Origin of the sequence: Pseudomonas sp. (genome assembly GCF_040514055.1) — a bacterium.
Classification (GTDB): Bacteria; Pseudomonadota; Gammaproteobacteria; order Pseudomonadales; family Pseudomonadaceae; genus Aquipseudomonas.
The window spans coordinates 63,315-77,538 of record NZ_JBEVDL010000077.1; the positions used below are offsets into that span (position 1 = coordinate 63,315).

Annotated in this window: 17 protein-coding genes; 9 read left to right on the forward strand and 8 right to left on the reverse strand. The window is 63.9% G+C overall.

Annotated features, from left to right (window positions below; genetic code table 11):
* The first annotated feature begins 36 nt into the window (after nucleotides 1–36).
* The 4 genes from ftsY to rpoH all read left to right on the forward strand — a co-directional run bounded on the left by ftsY (nucleotide 37) and on the right by rpoH (nucleotide 4,487).
* Nucleotides 37–1,836 carry a signal recognition particle-docking protein FtsY gene (ftsY, locus tag ABWY06_RS20475; RefSeq protein ID WP_353927426.1) on the forward strand — a complete coding sequence of 600 codons (1,800 nt, stop codon included), beginning with the start codon at nucleotides 37–39 and terminating at the stop codon, nucleotides 1,834–1,836.
* Nucleotides 1,833–2,501 carry a cell division ATP-binding protein FtsE gene (gene ftsE, locus ABWY06_RS20480; protein WP_353927427.1) on the forward strand — a complete coding sequence of 223 codons (669 nt, stop codon included), beginning with the start codon at nucleotides 1,833–1,835 and terminating at the stop codon, nucleotides 2,499–2,501. The genes ftsY and ftsE overlap by 4 nt, the downstream gene beginning before the upstream one ends.
* On the forward strand, nucleotides 2,501–3,520 hold the full coding sequence (gene ftsX / locus ABWY06_RS20485; RefSeq protein WP_353927428.1) for a permease-like cell division protein FtsX: 1,020 nt from the start codon (nucleotides 2,501–2,503) through the stop codon (nucleotides 3,518–3,520). The genes ftsE and ftsX overlap by 1 nt, the downstream gene beginning before the upstream one ends.
* A 112-nt stretch (nucleotides 3,521–3,632) precedes the next feature.
* Complete coding sequence (rpoH, locus tag ABWY06_RS20490; protein WP_353927429.1) at nucleotides 3,633–4,487, forward strand: RNA polymerase sigma factor RpoH; 855 nt, start codon at nucleotides 3,633–3,635, stop codon at nucleotides 4,485–4,487.
* Nucleotides 4,488–4,584: 97 nt separating this feature from the next.
* Here rpoH and mtgA read toward each other — a convergent pair whose 3' ends face one another.
* Both mtgA and ABWY06_RS20500 read right to left on the reverse strand, forming a co-directional pair.
* Nucleotides 4,585–5,319, reverse strand: a complete 735-nt coding sequence (gene mtgA, locus ABWY06_RS20495; RefSeq protein ID WP_353927430.1) for a monofunctional biosynthetic peptidoglycan transglycosylase — start codon at nucleotides 5,317–5,319, stop codon at nucleotides 4,585–4,587.
* 154 nt (nucleotides 5,320–5,473) lie between these two features.
* Nucleotides 5,474–5,818, reverse strand: a complete 345-nt coding sequence (locus ABWY06_RS20500) for a cupin domain-containing protein (protein ID WP_353927431.1) — start codon at nucleotides 5,816–5,818, stop codon at nucleotides 5,474–5,476.
* Nucleotides 5,819–5,997: 179 nt separating this feature from the next.
* On the opposite strand from ABWY06_RS20500, the gene ABWY06_RS20505 reads away from it, so the two are divergent.
* From ABWY06_RS20505 to ABWY06_RS20525, 5 genes are all read left to right on the forward strand, one after another.
* Nucleotides 5,998–6,372, forward strand: a complete 375-nt coding sequence (locus ABWY06_RS20505; RefSeq protein ID WP_353927432.1) for a DUF423 domain-containing protein — start codon at nucleotides 5,998–6,000, stop codon at nucleotides 6,370–6,372.
* Between the two features lie 131 nt (nucleotides 6,373–6,503).
* Nucleotides 6,504–6,704 carry a sulfur carrier protein ThiS gene (gene thiS / locus ABWY06_RS20510; RefSeq protein WP_353927433.1) on the forward strand — a complete coding sequence of 67 codons (201 nt, stop codon included), beginning with the start codon at nucleotides 6,504–6,506 and terminating at the stop codon, nucleotides 6,702–6,704.
* 21 nt (nucleotides 6,705–6,725) lie between these two features.
* Entirely contained in the window at nucleotides 6,726–7,520 is a 795-nt protein-coding gene (locus tag ABWY06_RS20515; RefSeq protein ID WP_353927434.1) for a thiazole synthase, read from the forward strand.
* Between the two features lie 42 nt (nucleotides 7,521–7,562).
* The gene (gene trmB, locus ABWY06_RS20520) at nucleotides 7,563–8,282 is read left to right on the forward strand and encodes a tRNA (guanosine(46)-N7)-methyltransferase TrmB (protein ID WP_353927435.1); all 720 of its coding nucleotides are present in this window, start codon (nucleotides 7,563–7,565) and stop codon (nucleotides 8,280–8,282) included.
* 178 nt (nucleotides 8,283–8,460) lie between these two features.
* Nucleotides 8,461–9,801: a DUF1329 domain-containing protein gene (locus ABWY06_RS20525; protein ID WP_353927436.1), complete on the forward strand. Its 1,341-nt coding sequence runs from the start codon at nucleotides 8,461–8,463 to the stop codon at nucleotides 9,799–9,801.
* Nucleotides 9,802–9,882: 81 nt separating this feature from the next.
* On the opposite strand, the gene ABWY06_RS20530 is transcribed toward ABWY06_RS20525, so the two are convergent.
* Genes ABWY06_RS20530 through metX form a run of 6 tightly spaced genes read right to left on the reverse strand, consistent with a single transcriptional unit; the run spans nucleotide 9,883 to nucleotide 14,220 of the window.
* Nucleotides 9,883–10,206: a DUF3392 domain-containing protein gene (locus ABWY06_RS20530; RefSeq protein ID WP_353927437.1), complete on the reverse strand. Its 324-nt coding sequence runs from the start codon at nucleotides 10,204–10,206 to the stop codon at nucleotides 9,883–9,885.
* Nucleotides 10,207–10,219: 13 nt separating this feature from the next.
* On the reverse strand, nucleotides 10,220–11,407 hold the full coding sequence (gene hemW, locus ABWY06_RS20535) for a radical SAM family heme chaperone HemW (protein WP_353927438.1): 1,188 nt from the start codon (nucleotides 11,405–11,407) through the stop codon (nucleotides 10,220–10,222).
* On the reverse strand, nucleotides 11,404–12,000 hold the full coding sequence (gene rdgB / locus ABWY06_RS20540) for an RdgB/HAM1 family non-canonical purine NTP pyrophosphatase (protein ID WP_353927439.1): 597 nt from the start codon (nucleotides 11,998–12,000) through the stop codon (nucleotides 11,404–11,406). Before rdgB ends, hemW begins: the two co-directional genes overlap by 4 nt.
* Complete coding sequence (locus ABWY06_RS20545) at nucleotides 11,997–12,416, reverse strand: DUF4426 domain-containing protein (RefSeq protein WP_353927440.1); 420 nt, start codon at nucleotides 12,414–12,416, stop codon at nucleotides 11,997–11,999. The genes rdgB and ABWY06_RS20545 overlap by 4 nt, the downstream gene beginning before the upstream one ends.
* A gap of 34 nt (nucleotides 12,417–12,450) precedes the next feature.
* The gene (gene metW, locus ABWY06_RS20550) at nucleotides 12,451–13,071 is read right to left on the reverse strand and encodes a methionine biosynthesis protein MetW (RefSeq protein ID WP_353927441.1); all 621 of its coding nucleotides are present in this window, start codon (nucleotides 13,069–13,071) and stop codon (nucleotides 12,451–12,453) included.
* Between the two features lie 9 nt (nucleotides 13,072–13,080).
* On the reverse strand, nucleotides 13,081–14,220 hold the full coding sequence (gene metX / locus ABWY06_RS20555; protein ID WP_353927442.1) for a homoserine O-succinyltransferase MetX: 1,140 nt from the start codon (nucleotides 14,218–14,220) through the stop codon (nucleotides 13,081–13,083).
* Nucleotides 14,221–14,224: the final 4 nt, after the last annotated feature.

Here is a 14,224-nt window from a genome sequence, read left to right on the forward strand (position 1 = left end):
CTGTCGGCGCGTCGCACCATGAGATAGCCGTCCTCCATGTTTGGTTCCAACGACGACAAGAAGACTCCAGCCCCCGCTGGAGAACAGCTCCCGGGCGAAAACGCCGAGAAAAAAGGCCTGTTCGGCTGGATGCGGAAAAAGCCGCAGGAGCCCGTTTCGCCGGCTGCCGGGCCGGACGGAGCCCATGCGCCTGCCGCCGCACCCAGCTTGCCGGCGCCTGCCGCGCCGGCATCGGCGGAAGCGGCCCAGCCACTCGAACTGACCGCCACAGCCCAGTACCCGCAAGCCGCCGTACCCGGCGCGCCAGTGGCAACGCCGCCTGCGCCGCCGGTGGCCCCCGCTCCGGAGCCGGCCCCCGTGCCATCTACCACAGCTCCCCAGGGTGTGACGGAAAGCGGCGACGGCAAGGGGCTGTTTGGCTGGATGCGCAAGAAGCCCCAGGACCCTTTGCCTGCCGCCAGCGGCAGCCCCGTGGACATGCCAGCGCCGCGCCAGGCCGCGGCCGTCGTCGTGGCCCCGGCGGTCGAGCCCGCTCCAGCTGCCCCTGGGCCGATTCCGGTCGAGCCGTCGCCGGCGGCCGTCGGGCCTGCAGGCCTGGAAAGCTATTCCGAAGCCCCTGCGGCGCCCGCGCCAGCGACTGAGCCTGCTCCGACGCTCGCTCAGCCTGCAGTCGAGAGGCCCGTAGCTGAGGGCGCCCCGGCTGCGCCTCTGGTGGCCGGCACTGCGGTGGTCGAGACCCCCGCCAAGGCGGGCCTGTTCGCCCGGCTGTTGGGCGGCGCTGAGAGCGTTCCAGCGGCCGAGACGCCGGGCCCTGCGCCAGCCGTCGAGGCGAAGCCCGCAGCGGTCGTCCCGCTCAGCGACAGTCCCGCCGCGAGCCAGGCGGCCGCCACCGCTGAAGAAACCAAACAGGGTTTCTTCAGCCGGCTGAAACAGGGCTTGTCCAAGACCAGCGCCAGCCTGGGCGAGGGCATGGCCAGCCTGTTTCTCGGTAAAAAGGCCATCGATGATGACCTGCTGGACGAGATCGAGACCCGTTTATTGACGGCCGATGTCGGCGTCGAAGCCACCACCCTGATCGTGCAGAGCCTGACCCAACGGGTGGCGCGCAAGCAACTGACCGACAGCGGGGCGCTGTACAAGGCCCTGCAGGAAGAGCTGACCGCGCTGCTGCGTCCGGTGGAAAAGCCGCTGTTGATCAGCGGTGAGAAAAAGCCCTTTGTGATCCTGGTGGTGGGTGTCAACGGTGCAGGCAAGACCACCACCATCGGCAAGCTGGCGAAGAAACTGCAGCTCGAAGGCAAAAAGGTCATGCTGGCGGCCGGTGACACCTTCCGCGCCGCGGCGGTCGAGCAGTTGCAGGTCTGGGGCGAGCGTAACCAGATCGCGGTGATCGCCCAGCACACCGGCGCCGATTCCGCCTCGGTGATCTTCGACGCCGTGCAGGCCGCCACGTCGCGCGGCATGGACGTGCTGATCGCCGACACCGCCGGGCGTCTGCACACCAAAGACAACCTGATGGAAGAGCTGAAAAAAGTCCGTCGGGTCATCGGCAAACTGGACGATACCGCGCCCCACGAAGTGCTGTTGGTACTCGATGCCGGCACCGGGCAGAATGCGATCAACCAGGCCAAGCAGTTCAACCAGACCGTCAACCTCACTGGGCTGGCGCTGACCAAGCTGGACGGTACCGCCAAGGGTGGGGTGATTTTCGCCTTGGCCAAGCAGTTCGGTCTGCCGATTCGCTACATCGGGGTGGGCGAGGGCATCGACGATTTGCGCACCTTCGAAGCCGAGCCCTTTGTCCAGGCGCTGTTCGCCGAGCGGGACCAGCCATGATTCGTTTCGAGCAGGTCGGCAAACGTTATCCCAACGGTCATGTCGGGCTGCACGAGCTGAGTTTTCGCGTGCGTCGCGGCGAATTCCTGTTCGTTACCGGTCACTCCGGTGCCGGTAAAAGCACATTGTTGCGCCTGATCCTGGCGATGGAGCGGCCCACCACCGGCCAGTTGCTGCTCGCGGGCCAGGACCTGGCCAAGATCACCACGGCGCAAATCCCGTTTTTGCGCCGGCAGATCGGTGTGGTGTTCCAGAATCACCAGCTGCTGTTCGATCGCAGCGTGTTCGCCAACGTCGCCTTGCCCTTGCAAATCCTTGGCTTGTCCAAGCCCGAGATCGGCAAGCGGGTGGCCGCCGCGCTGGAGCGGGTGGGGCTGTCCGACAAGACCGAGCTGTTGCCGGGCGACCTGTCCACCGGCCAGCAGCAGCGCGTCGGTATCGCCCGTGCGGTGGTCCATCGGCCGGCCTTGTTGCTCGCCGACGAACCGACCGGCAACCTCGATCCGCGCCTGGCGGCGGAGATCATGGGGGTGTTCGAGGACATCAATCGGCTGGGCACCAGCGTGCTGATCGCCAGCCACGACCTGAGCCTGATCGCCCGCATGCGGCACCGCATGTTGACCTTGCAGCGTGGTCGCCTGATCGGCGACGGGGAGGCCGGCTGATGAGCCGTGAAGAACAACCGGCACAGACCGCCAAGGCGGCCGAGCGGGTCGGCGCTGCGCCGAAAAGCGCCGAGCATTCCCAGGACAACGGCGCGGCGTTTCGCGACCTGCTGCGCGCCTGGCTGGAAAATCATCACTTCAGTTTGATGGACAGCCTGCGGCGCCTGGGCAAGCAGCCGGTCGGCAGTTTTTTCACCTGCCTGGTTATGGCGATTGCCCTGAGCATGCCCATGGGCCTGGCGCTGCTGCTGGACAATGTCGAGCGACTCGGTGGCTCGTGGCAGCGTGCCGCGCAAATTTCCCTGTATCTGCAGATCGACACCGATGACGCCCAAGGCGAAACACTGCGCGCCCAGGTCGCGGCATTGCCCGAGGTCGCCGAGGCGCAGTGGATCAGCCGTGAGCAGGCCCTGGCCGAGTTTCAGCAGCAGTCGGGGCTGGGCGAGGCGCTCAAGGAACTGCCGGAAAACCCCTTGCCGGGCGTGGTGCTGGTCACCCCCCGTGAGGTCGACAAGCCAGGGCTCGAGGCCTTGCGTCAGCGCCTGGCGGAACTGCCCCGGGTGCAGCAGGCGCAGTTGGACCTGCTGTGGGTGGAGCGCCTGACCGCCATCCTCAAGCTCGGCGAGCGGTTTGTCTTCGGCCTGAGCCTGCTGCTGATCCTGGCGTTGCTGTTGGTCATCGGCAACACCATTCGGCTGCACATCGAAAACCGCCGTACCGAGATCGAGGTGATCAAGCTGGTGGGCGGTACCGATGGTTATGTGCGTCGGCCCTTTCTGTATATGGGCGCCCTCTATGGCCTGGGCGCGGGGCTGTTGGCTTGGGGCGTGCTGGTGTTCGGTCTGGATTGGCTGAACGAGGCGGTGGTCCGCCTGGCCGGGCTCTATGGCAGCGATTTCGCCCTGGCCGGCGTGCCCCTGGACGATGGCCTGTCGCTGCTCTGCGGCGCGCTGCTGCTGGGCTACATCGGTGCCTGGCTGGCCGTCGCACGGCATTTGAGTGAACTGGCGCCGCGCTAACAAGCTATTGATTTGATTGATCTTGGGTATTGACAAGGGAACTATTTCGCTTGGTTCCCTGTCCCACGAGGCAATGCTAAACTGCTGCCAATTCGTGAGTCGGAGGATTCGCATGAGCACATCTTTGCAACCTGTACATGCCCTGGTTCCCGGCGCCAACCTGGAAGCCTACGTGCATGCGGTCAACAGCATTCCGCTGCTGACCCCTGAACAGGAGCGTGAGCTGGGCGCCAGCCTGTTTTACCAGCAGGACCTCGAGGCCGCCCGTCAAATGGTACTGGCCCACCTGCGTTTCGTGGTGCACATCGCGCGCAGCTATTCCGGTTATGGCCTGGCCCAGGCCGACCTGATCCAGGAAGGCAATGTCGGCCTGATGAAAGCGGTCAAGCGCTTCAACCCCGAAATGGGCGTGCGCCTGGTGTCCTTTGCCGTGCACTGGATCAAGGCGGAAATCCATGAGTTCATCCTGCGCAACTGGCGCATCGTCAAGGTGGCGACGACCAAGGCACAGCGTAAGTTGTTCTTCAACCTGCGCAGCCAAAAAAAGCGTCTGGCCTGGCTCAACAACGACGAAGTGCAGGCGGTTGCCGACAGCCTGGGCGTCGAGCCGCGTGAAGTGCGCGAGATGGAGAGCCGCCTGACCGGCCACGATATGGCCTTCGATCCAGCCGCTGAGGCGGACGACGACAGCGCGTTCCAGTCGCCGTCCAACTACCTGGAGGATCACCGTTACGATCCCGCCCGTCAGTTGGAGGACACCGACTGGAGCGACAGCTCCACGGCCCATCTGCACGAGGCCCTGGCCGGGCTCGATGAGCGCAGCCGCGATATCCTGCAGCAGCGCTGGTTGGCCGAGGAAAAGGCCACCTTGCATGAGCTGGCCGCCAAGTACCAGGTGTCGGCCGAGCGGATTCGCCAGTTGGAGAAAAATGCGATGAACAAACTCAAGGGCTCGATCGCCGCCTGAGTCTGACCTCCTCGACCAAGACCGCACCCGCCAGGTGCGGTTTTTTTTGCCTTTTTTCTAGGCCGGCCTGTTGCGCCGGGCACAAGGCCTGCCGCGCCTAGATCGGCATCCAGGTCGGCCACCAGTCCGGCCGCGGGGGCTTGAGCTGGTACAGGTAATGACTGCCACCGAGCTGGCGCATCTGCTGGCGAATCCATCCCGCGCGGCGACTGACGTAGCGACTCGGCCGGCTGGCGCTCCACTCGCGGGGGTTGGGCAGCACCGCGGCGAGTGCGCTGGCCTGCTGGCTGGACAGGTAGGGTGCGCCTTTACGGAAGTGATAACGCGCTGCCGCTTCCGCGCCGAACACGCCATCGGCCCATTCGACGCTGTTCAGGTAGACCTCGAGAATCCGCTGTTTCGGCCATAGCAGTTCGATCAGGGCAGTGAACCAGGTCTCCAGTCCCTTGCGCAGCCAGCTACGGTCGGACCAGAGAAACAGGTTTTTTGCCACCTGTTGGCTCAGGGTGCTGGCGCCGCGCAAGGAGCCGCCGCGGTCGTTGTGCGCCAGGGCGGCCTGAATTGCGTCCAGGTCAAAACCCCAGTGTTCGGCGAATTTCTGGTCTTCGGCGGCGATCACGGCGATTTTCAGATCGTCCGGCAGCTCCTCCCAGGGGCGCCACTGGTGATGCAGTTCGAGGGGCGTGCCATCAATCCAGGAAGCCACCTTGCGCTCGACCATCAAGGCGCTGCCGGGCAAGGGCAGCCAGCGCAGGACCAGCACCAGCAGGGCGCTGCCGGCCGCGAACCAGAGCAGCGTTTTGAACAGGCGTCGAAGCAGGGTACGCAGCATGAGGAGGCCTGGGCTGGCGAACGGATTCGGCATTATAACCAGGCCGCCGTTGCGCGCGGTCGGTTATAGCCTCGCCCCCATGGTTGTGGCGCCGCCTTGATCCCGGGCGCGTGGTCGCTCGGAGGCTGGGATGCCGCCGCGTCGCGCGAGGGATTCAGGCGAAAACAAAGTACTTGCGTACCGTCTCGACCACTTGCCAGGTGCCGCGCATGCCGGCCTCGACGATAAAGATATCACCCGCCCTGAGGTGGATCGGCGCCTGCCCCTCGGGGGTGATGATGCAGTAGCCTTCCTGGAAGTGGCAGTATTCCCAGCGGTCGTAGCTGACCTCCCAGGTGCCCGGCGTGCAGATCCAGGTGCCCATGATCTTCTTGCCGTCTTCGCTGGTGTAGGCGTTGAGGTTGACGGTGTGGGGTTCGCCGGCAATGCGTTTCCACTTGCAGGCATCGAGCACCGGTGTCGGCAGTGTGTCCCGCAGGACGGTAATGGGCGCGTTCATGGTCATTCCTGGCAGATGAGGGAAGGCCCAGCCTACTGCAGCCAGGGCGCCGCGAAATGCCTGGGGCCGACCTGCGACGGGTCGCTTTCCGTCATCCGCGGTTGTCGCTCCTGCAGGGTGGCCAGCCGCGCCTTGTCACGGCATGATGGGCTCGGCTTAATTACCCGTGAGCAACCCCTATGGTTCGCCTGTTTATCCTGCTGGCGGCATTTTTTGGTTTTACCGGGGTGGCGTTGGGCGCGTTTGCCGCCCATGGCCTCAAAAGCCGCTTGAGCGCCGAGTACCTGGCGGTGTTCCAGACCGGCGTGCATTACCAGCTGGTGCATGCCTTGGCGCTACTGGCCGTGGGGCTGCTGGCGAGCCCGCTCGGGGGGCGCTGGTTGAGCCTGGCCGGGGGGCTGTTCAGCCTGGGCATCCTGCTGTTCTGCGGCAGCCTGTACTTGCTGAGCGTCACTGGAATCAAACCTCTGGGCATCATCACGCCCTTTGGCGGCCTGGCGTTTCTGGCCGGGTGGGCCTGCCTGGGCGTGGCGGCGTGGCGCCTGCAGGGTTGAGGTTGCGCCTGTGACCGACCGCACAACCTGACTTTGGCGTCAACTGTGAGACGAATGGCGCGCCAGTGCCTTGGTCATCGTCAGGGAACGGGCTAGAATGCCGGCCCCTCCCCAGTTGTGACCGTCCCGTCATGCAGATCCAGTTGAACGGTGAACCTTTCGAGGTGCCGACAGGCCAGACGGTCGCCCAGCTGCTGGCCGGCCTCGAGCTGGCGGGCCGCCGCGTGGCGGTTGAGCTCAATCTCGAGATAGTGCCCCGCAGCCAGCACGCCGATACCTTGCTCAACCCGGGTGACCAGGTCGAAGTCGTGCACGCCATTGGTGGCGGTTAATCCGCAAAACAGGAGATTTCGATGAGCCCCATTCGCAGCGACAAGCCCTTTACCCTGGCCGGCCGTACCTACCAGTCGCGCCTGCTGGTTGGCACGGGCAAGTACCAGGACCTGGAGCAAACCCGGCTGGCCATCGAGGCCTCTGGGGCGGAAATCGTCACCGTGGCGGTCCGTCGAACCAATATCGGACAGAATCCCGACGAGCCCAATTTGCTCGATGTGATCGACCCGACGCGTTACACCATACTGCCGAACACGGCCGGCTGTTATGACGCAGAGGAAGCGGTGCGCACCTGCCGGCTGGCGCGCGAGCTGCTGGATGGCCATCGCCTGGTCAAGCTCGAGGTGCTGGCGGATCAGAAGACCCTGTTCCCCAATGTGATCGAAACGCTCAAGGCCGCCGAAGTGCTGGTCAAGGACGGTTTCGACGTGATGGTGTACACCAGCGACGACCCGATCATCGCCCGGCAACTGGCCGAGATGGGCTGCATCGCGGTCATGCCGCTGGCCGGGTTGATCGGCACCGGGCTGGGCATCTGCAACCCCTACAACCTGCGCATCATTCTTGAAGAAGCCCGGGTACCGGTGCTGGTCGATGCCGGGGTCGGCACCGCCTCCGATGCCACCATCGCCATGGAACTGGGCTGTGAGGCCGTGTTGATGAACAGCGCCATTGCCCACGCGCAGCAGCCGGTGATGATGGCCGAGGCGATGAAATACGCGATAATTGCCGGCCGCTTGGCCTACCTGGCCGGGCGTATGCCGAAGAAGCTGTATGCCAGCGCCTCGTCGCCCCTGGACGGCTTGATCCGTTAACGCCGGCGATCGCTGCATTTTCCCTTGAACAAGAGTCTGTCCATGATCGAATCGAATGAGCCTGCGGCCGCCGCCGAAGATAAAAGCCATCACCGCGAAATCAAGAGTTTCGTGATGCGCGCCGGGCGAATGACCGACGGCCAGCAGCGGGGGCTGGATCAAGGCCTGCCCCGATTCGGCCTGACCCTGGAAGCGGGTGCCGTGGATTTCGATGCGATCTTCGGTCGCAGCGCGCCGCGCACCCTGGAAATCGGTTTCGGCATGGGCCAGTCGTTGCTGGAAATGGCCGCCGCCGCCCCCGAGCAGGATTTTATCGGTGTGGAAGTCCACCGTCCGGGCGTCGGGGCGTTGCTCAACGGCCTCTTGACCCAGAACCTGAGCAATGTGCGGGTCTATCCCTGCGATGCCATGGAGGTGCTGCGGTCCTGCCTCGGCGCCGCCAGTCTGGACCGCCTGCTGTTGTTCTTCCCGGATCCCTGGCACAAGGCGCGTCACCATAAACGTCGCCTGGTGCAGCCGGCCTTCGCCCAGCTGGTGAGGGAAAAACTGAAGATCGGTGGGGTTTTCCACATGGCCACCGATTGGCAGGCATACGCGGAACATATGGTTGAGGTCATGACGGTGGCTCCGGGCTATCATAGTCTGGCGGTCGATGGCCCCTATGTGCCGCGTCCGACGGAACGCCCGACCACCAAGTTCGAGCGCCGCGGCGAACGCCTCGGCCATGGCGTCTGGGACCTTAAGTTCCAACGCGTCGACTGATCTGCAGTTACAGGCTTAACTCGACCGCTGTGCGGTCACCGAACACCCATCAGACCGGGACCACCCGGCGCCAGGACGGCTTCCTCACCTCATCCTGCAGCATTGCTAAAGCTCGGCCTACACTGGCTGTAAGAACAAAAACAGCGGCGCAGCCCCACGGCGCCGCGAGGAGAATGTCGTGTTGAGAAAGTTTGCATTTGTACTGGTCGCGGCTGTTGCCTTGCAGGCACAAGCCAAGGTTGAGCCGGCGCAAGCGTCCCGCCTCGAAAAAGATCTCACCCCCCTGGGTGGTGAGCGGGCAGGCAACGCCGCGGGTACCATTCCCGCCTGGAGCGGCGGTGTGCTCTCGCCACCTGCGGGTTATGAGCCGGGTCGCCATCATTTGGACCCCTATGCCAAGGATGTGCCGCAGTATCAGGTCAACAGCAAAAACCTGGCGCAGTACCAGGCGTTGCTGCCAGCGGGCCTGAAGGCCCTGCTGGAGAAACACCCCGACTTCTACCTGCGGGTGTTTCCCACCCGTCGCAGTGCCTCGATGCCGCAGCGGATCTACGATGCCACCCGGCAGAATGCCCAGAACGCCTCGTTGATTTCCGGTGGTAACGGTGTGGAGGGTGCTGCCGCGGGTATTCCGTTCCCGCTACCTCAGACGGGCCAGGAAGCGATTTGGAACCACGTCATGCGTTACCGTGGCGATCAGGCGCAGGCCGTGACCAACCAGGCGGCGGTACTTGCCAACGGCAGTTACACGCTGCTCAAGTTGGAGCGTGAGGTGTACTTCGTCTATGGCCGTGATGGCATGACCCCGGATGCGTTGAACAACACGCTGTTCTTTTACAAATACAAGGTGGTGGCCCCTTCCAAGCTGGCCGGTTCGGCGCTGGTGGTGCAGGAAACCCTCGACCAGGTGCTGGCGATCCGCAAGGCCTGGCGCTTCAACAAGGGCGAACGGCGCGTCCGTCGGCTGCCGCAGCTGGCACACAACGCGGTGCAGCCGGACACCAACGGCATGGTCACCTCGGACATGACCGATGGTTACAACGGCGCTCCGGACTGGTACGACTGGAAGCTGGTCGGCAAGCAGGAGATGCTGGTGCCGTACAACAGCTACGCCGTGCACCAGAAAGGCATCCCCTACGAGAAGATCGTCAACAAGCACTTTATCAACCCGGAGTTGCTGCGTTACGAACTGCACCGGGTCTGGGTGGTCGAGGCCAGCCTGCGCAAGGGGTTTACCCACCACGAGAAACGGCGCTTCTACCTGGATGAGGACAGCTGGCAGATCCTGGCGGTCGATCTCTACGATAAGGATGGCGAGTTGAGTGGCTTGCAGGAGGCTCATCCGATCAACTACTACGACGTGCCGATGTTCAGCAGCACCCTGGAGACCTACTACGACTTCGCCGGCGAGCGCTATTTCGTCGACGGTCTGGACAATAACGAACCCCCGTACAATTTCAATGTGCAGCTCAGCCCGACCGATTTCACGGCCCAGGCCTTGCGTCGCGAAGGCAACTAAGCGGCTGGATTGCCCTGGTTGAAAAAAACCGCCCTACGGGGCGGTTTTTTATGCACTGATTGTCGAGTGACCGGTGCCGTGTCAGTTGCGATCAGCCAGGACGCCGATCAGGAACAGCACCAGCAGCAACACCGGCGCCAGGGTGTAATTGTTGAAATAGCCCAGCCCCTTGGCCAGCAAGGGAGTGAGAAAGATCATGGCCAAGCCGTAGCCGAGGACACAAAGCAGCACGAACAGCAGGGTGCGCAGCAGAAAATTCAGGCCGCCCACCCGTTGCTGCAACCAGGCATTGATCCCCGGCCCGAACAGCACCAACAAAGTGGCCATGATCGCCAGGGCGATGTCTGACAAATGGCTGCGGCTCCAGCGCGACAAGGTGGCGATCAGGTCGAGAAGCAGGTCCATGGGGGTCCTTGGCTCAGGGCAGAAAGTGCTGCAGCAGGTCATTGAGAAACAGTTGACCCTCGCGGGTGGCAACCAGGCGCGCCGGGTCTGCGCACAACAGGCCACGCGCCTCGGCCTCACGGCGGGCCGCGCTCAGATCGTCGAGGGCGAGGCCGGTGCGTTGAACGAACAGCTCGGCCGCCACCCCGTCGCTCAGGCGCAACACGTTCATCAGGAACTCGAAGGGCAGCTCGGCGGGCTCGAGCAGGCGCTCGCCGGCCAGGAAGTGCTTTTCTGGGTCCAGGTAGTCCTTGGGTAGGCGTGTCTTCCAGGTGCGCCGGCTGCGGCCCTGGGGGTCGCTGAGCTTGGCGTGGGCACCAGCGCCTATGCCGATAAAATCGCCGAAGCTCCAGTAGTTCAGGTTGTGCCGCGCCTGACGACCCGGCCGCGCGTAGGCCGAGACTTCATACTGGGCATACCCCTGTGCGGCCAGCAGCTGCTGGCCGGCTTCCTGGATGTCCCACAGCAGGTCGTCCTCGGGCAGCTGTGGCGGCTGGTTCCAGAACACCGTATTGGGCTCCATGGTCAGCTGATACCAGGAGAGGTGCGTCGGTTGCAGGTCGATGGCCTGGCACAGGTCGGCCAGTGCATCGTCCAGCGACTGCTCGGGCAAGCCATGCATCAGGTCCAGGTTGAAGTTGTCGAAGCCGGCCCGTCGCGCCATATCGGCGGCGCGTATGGCTTCGTCGCCGTTGTGCACGCGTCCGAGCGCGATCAGCTTGCTCGCCTGGAAACTCTGCACCCCTATCGACAGGCGGTTGATGCCCAGACGACGGTACGCGGCGAACTTGGCCTGCTCGAAAGTGCCCGGGTTGGCCTCGAGGGTAATCTCGATGTCCGCGCTAAAAGCGATGCGCTGCTCCACTCCCTGCAAGAGGCGACCCAGCGCCTGGGCGGAAAACAGGCTGGGCGTGCCGCCGCCAAAGAAAATCGAGCTCAGGTGGCGGCCGTGGACATGGCCGAGATCCTGGTCAAGGTCCGCCAGCAAGGCGTCGACATAGGCGTCTTCGGGCAGCACGGCGGCCGCGGTATGGGAATTGAAATCACAGTAGGGGCACTTGCGAATGCACCAGGGAATATGGATGTAGAGCGCCAGGGGTGGCAGCTCAAACCCTGTTCCTGTCCCGCGAGTGGCGGGAAAGATCAGCGCCGGCTCGGTCATGCCAGGCCCAGGCGTTGACGCAGCAGCTGCATGGCGCGGGCCCGGTGGCTCAACAGGTTCTTCTGCGCCGGGGCCAATTCGGCGCTGGAGCAGTTGCGCTCAGGAACCCAGAACAGCGGATCGTAGCCAAAACCCTGGGCGCCCTGGGCCTGGTGCAAGATGCGTCCCTGCCAAAGGCCCTCGCAGAGGATCGGCAGCGGGTCGTCGGCATGCCGCACCAGTGCCAGGGCGCAGACGAACTGGGCACCGCGCTGAGCGTCCGGCACACCCTGCAGCGCCTGCAGTAATTTGGCGTTGTTGGCGGCATCGCCCTGTCCATCGGCATAACGTGCCGAGTAGATGCCAGGAGCGCCGCCCAGGGCATCCACCGCCAGCCCCGAGTCGTCGGCCAGGGCCGGCAGGCCGGACAGCCGCGCCGCGTTGCGCGCCTTTAAAATGGCATTTTCGATAAACGACAGGCCGGTTTCTTCCGGTTCCACAGCGCTGAACTCGCCGACCGAGCGGATGCGCACGGCATCGCCGAGCAGGGCCTGGAGTTCCTTGAGTTTGCCGGGGTTGTGGCTGGCCAGCACCAGTTCGCTGAAAACGGTCATGGTTCGGGAAAGAATTCCTGGGTGAAGTCAAAGCTGTGTGCCGGTTGGTTGCCGACCTGCAGCTGTACGTTGAAACGCAGCACTTCCTGCTGCTCGAAGGGAAACTGGGACAGGTAATAGACCGCCTGGTCCTCCTTGATCATCTTGAAGGTCAGCGCCTTGCTCTGGCCCAGCAGGTTTTTCACCTCGCCGCTGACCTGCGCGGGAACGGCGTGGCCGGCTTGCAGCACGGCGACATTCAGCACGCCTTGTTGCTTGCTGCGCACCAGGCCGGTCGCCGCGGCGATGTCCGGCTGCAGGAAAGCGGAATTGAACGCGCTGTAATGCACGTCCAGGTCGCCAAAGGTCTGCTTGCGTTCGGCCGCAGCCGGCAGGGCCAGGCACAGGGTAACTATCAACAGGACAAGACGACGCATGATGGGGCTCCTCGAATGGCCGACTCGGTCGGCGTTAGACGGCGATTTGCAGGTCCTGCACGCCAGGACCGCTGACGCGGTAGATGCCGATTTCACCCAAGAGATTAGGCCAGAGTCGGCTGGCCCAGCTGTGATGGTGCTGGTGGTCGACCGCCAGGCGGTCGAGCACCCTGACCTGACGCTCACGGCACAGCGCCTCGAAGTCCTGAAAGGTGCAGAAGTGAATGTTCGGCGTGTTGTACCAGGTGTAGGGCAGGAACTCGGAGACCGGCATGCGACCCTTGCTGGCCAGGTACCAACGGCAGCGCCAGTGGCCGAAATTGGGGAAGGTGACGATGCACTGGCGACCGACCCGCAGCATCTCCTCGAGAATTCGGTCCGGGTACTGCACGGCCTGCAAGGCCTGCGTCATGACCACCACGTCGAAGCTGTTGCTGGCGAAATTGCCGAGCCCCTTGTCCAGGTTCTGCTCGATGACATTGATGCCCTTGGCCACGCATTGGGCGATGTTGTCCGGGTCGATTTCCAGGCCATAGCCGCTGACCTGCTTGTGTTCGCGCAGCCAGGTGAGTAGCTCGCCATCGCCGCAGCCCAGGTCGAGTACCCGGCTGCCAGCGGGAATCCAGTCCTGGATGATCTCGAGGTCGGCGCGCATGGGAGTTCCTTAAAGGACGATGCGGTTCATGTAACCGCTGAAAGCTTGCAGATAGCGAGGAATCGGCAAGAGAAAGGCGTCATGGCCCTGGGGCGCATCGACCTCCAGGTAGCAGACGTTCTTGCGCGCGGCCATCAGCGCATCGACGATCTCCCTCGAGCGAGCCGGTGAGAAACGCCAGTCGGTGGTAAAGGAAATCACGCAGAAATCCGCCTGAACCCCGGCCAGGGTTTTCGCCAGGTCGCCGTCGTGAACTCCCGCCGGGTCGAAATAATCCAGTGCCTTGGTCATCAGCAGGTAGGTGTTGGCGTCAAAGCGCCCGGAGAACTCCTCGCCCTGGTAACGCAGGTAGCTCTCCACCTGAAACTCCACGCTGTGGAAGTCGTAGTTGAGCTTTTCGCTTTTCAGGCCTCGCCCGAATTTCGCGCCCATGGCGTCATCGGACACATAGGTGATGTGACCGACCATGCGCGCCAGCATCAGGCCGCGTTTGGGGATTACCCCCTGCTCGAGGAAATGTCCGCCGTTAAACTGCGGGTCCGACAGGATGGCCTGGCGCGCCACTTCGTTGAAAGCGATGTTTTGCGCCGAGAGTTTGGGCGCCGAGGCGATGGCCAGGCAATGGCGGATGCGCGAGGGGTAGCTGATGCTCCATTGCAGGGCCTGCATGCCACCCAGACTGCCGCCGACCACCGCGGCCCATTGCTCGATGCCGAGCCGGTCGGCCAGGCGCGCCTGGCTGTGCACCCAGTCTTCCACGGTCAGTACCGGGAAGTCCGCGCCATAGGGCTTGCCGCTGGCCGGGTTGAGGCTGGCGGGGCCGGTCGAGCCGTTGCAGCCGCCCAGGTTATTCAGGCTGACGACGAAAAAGCGTCGGGTGTCGATGGCTTTGCCTGGACCGATACAGCTGTCCCACCAGCCCGGCTTGCTGTCGCTGCTGCTGTGGTAGCCGGCGGCATGGTGATGACCGGAGAGGGCATGGCAAATCAGCACGGCATTGCTGCGCGTCGCATTGAGTTGGCCATAGGTCTCGTAGACCAGTTGGTAGTCGGTCAGGCTGCGTCCGCATGCCAGGGCCAGCGGTTCGGCGAACTGTGCCTGTTGCGGTGTGACCAGGCCGACGGAGTCTTCGGGGAAGTCAGTGGGCATCGAC

Coding starts and splice junctions, on each gene's coding strand:
- rdgB (WP_353927439.1), bottom strand. CDS start 12,000: ATGACCGTTTTCAGCGAACTGGTGCTGGCCAGCCACAACCCCGGCAAA.
- mtgA (WP_353927430.1), bottom strand. CDS start 5,319: ATGCTGCGTACCCTGCTTCGACGCCTGTTCAAAACGCTGCTCTGGTTC.
- metW (WP_353927441.1), bottom strand. CDS start 13,071: ATGCGCGCCGACCTCGAGATCATCCAGGACTGGATTCCCGCTGGCAGC.
- hemW (WP_353927438.1), bottom strand. CDS start 11,407: ATGACCGAGCCGGCGCTGATCTTTCCCGCCACTCGCGGGACAGGAACA.
- ftsY (WP_353927426.1), top strand. CDS start 37: ATGTTTGGTTCCAACGACGACAAGAAGACTCCAGCCCCCGCTGGAGAA.
- ftsE (WP_353927427.1), top strand. CDS start 1,833: ATGATTCGTTTCGAGCAGGTCGGCAAACGTTATCCCAACGGTCATGTC.
- rpoH (WP_353927429.1), top strand. CDS start 3,633: ATGAGCACATCTTTGCAACCTGTACATGCCCTGGTTCCCGGCGCCAAC.
- ABWY06_RS20530 (WP_353927437.1), bottom strand. CDS start 10,206: ATGGACCTGCTTCTCGACCTGATCGCCACCTTGTCGCGCTGGAGCCGC.
- thiS (WP_353927433.1), top strand. CDS start 6,504: ATGCAGATCCAGTTGAACGGTGAACCTTTCGAGGTGCCGACAGGCCAG.
- ftsX (WP_353927428.1), top strand. CDS start 2,501: ATGAGCCGTGAAGAACAACCGGCACAGACCGCCAAGGCGGCCGAGCGG.
- metX (WP_353927442.1), bottom strand. CDS start 14,220: ATGCCCACTGACTTCCCCGAAGACTCCGTCGGCCTGGTCACACCGCAA.
- ABWY06_RS20500 (WP_353927431.1), bottom strand. CDS start 5,818: ATGAACGCGCCCATTACCGTCCTGCGGGACACACTGCCGACACCGGTG.
- trmB (WP_353927435.1), top strand. CDS start 7,563: ATGATCGAATCGAATGAGCCTGCGGCCGCCGCCGAAGATAAAAGCCAT.
- ABWY06_RS20545 (WP_353927440.1), bottom strand. CDS start 12,416: ATGCGTCGTCTTGTCCTGTTGATAGTTACCCTGTGCCTGGCCCTGCCG.
- ABWY06_RS20505 (WP_353927432.1), top strand. CDS start 5,998: ATGGTTCGCCTGTTTATCCTGCTGGCGGCATTTTTTGGTTTTACCGGG.
- ABWY06_RS20515 (WP_353927434.1), top strand. CDS start 6,726: ATGAGCCCCATTCGCAGCGACAAGCCCTTTACCCTGGCCGGCCGTACC.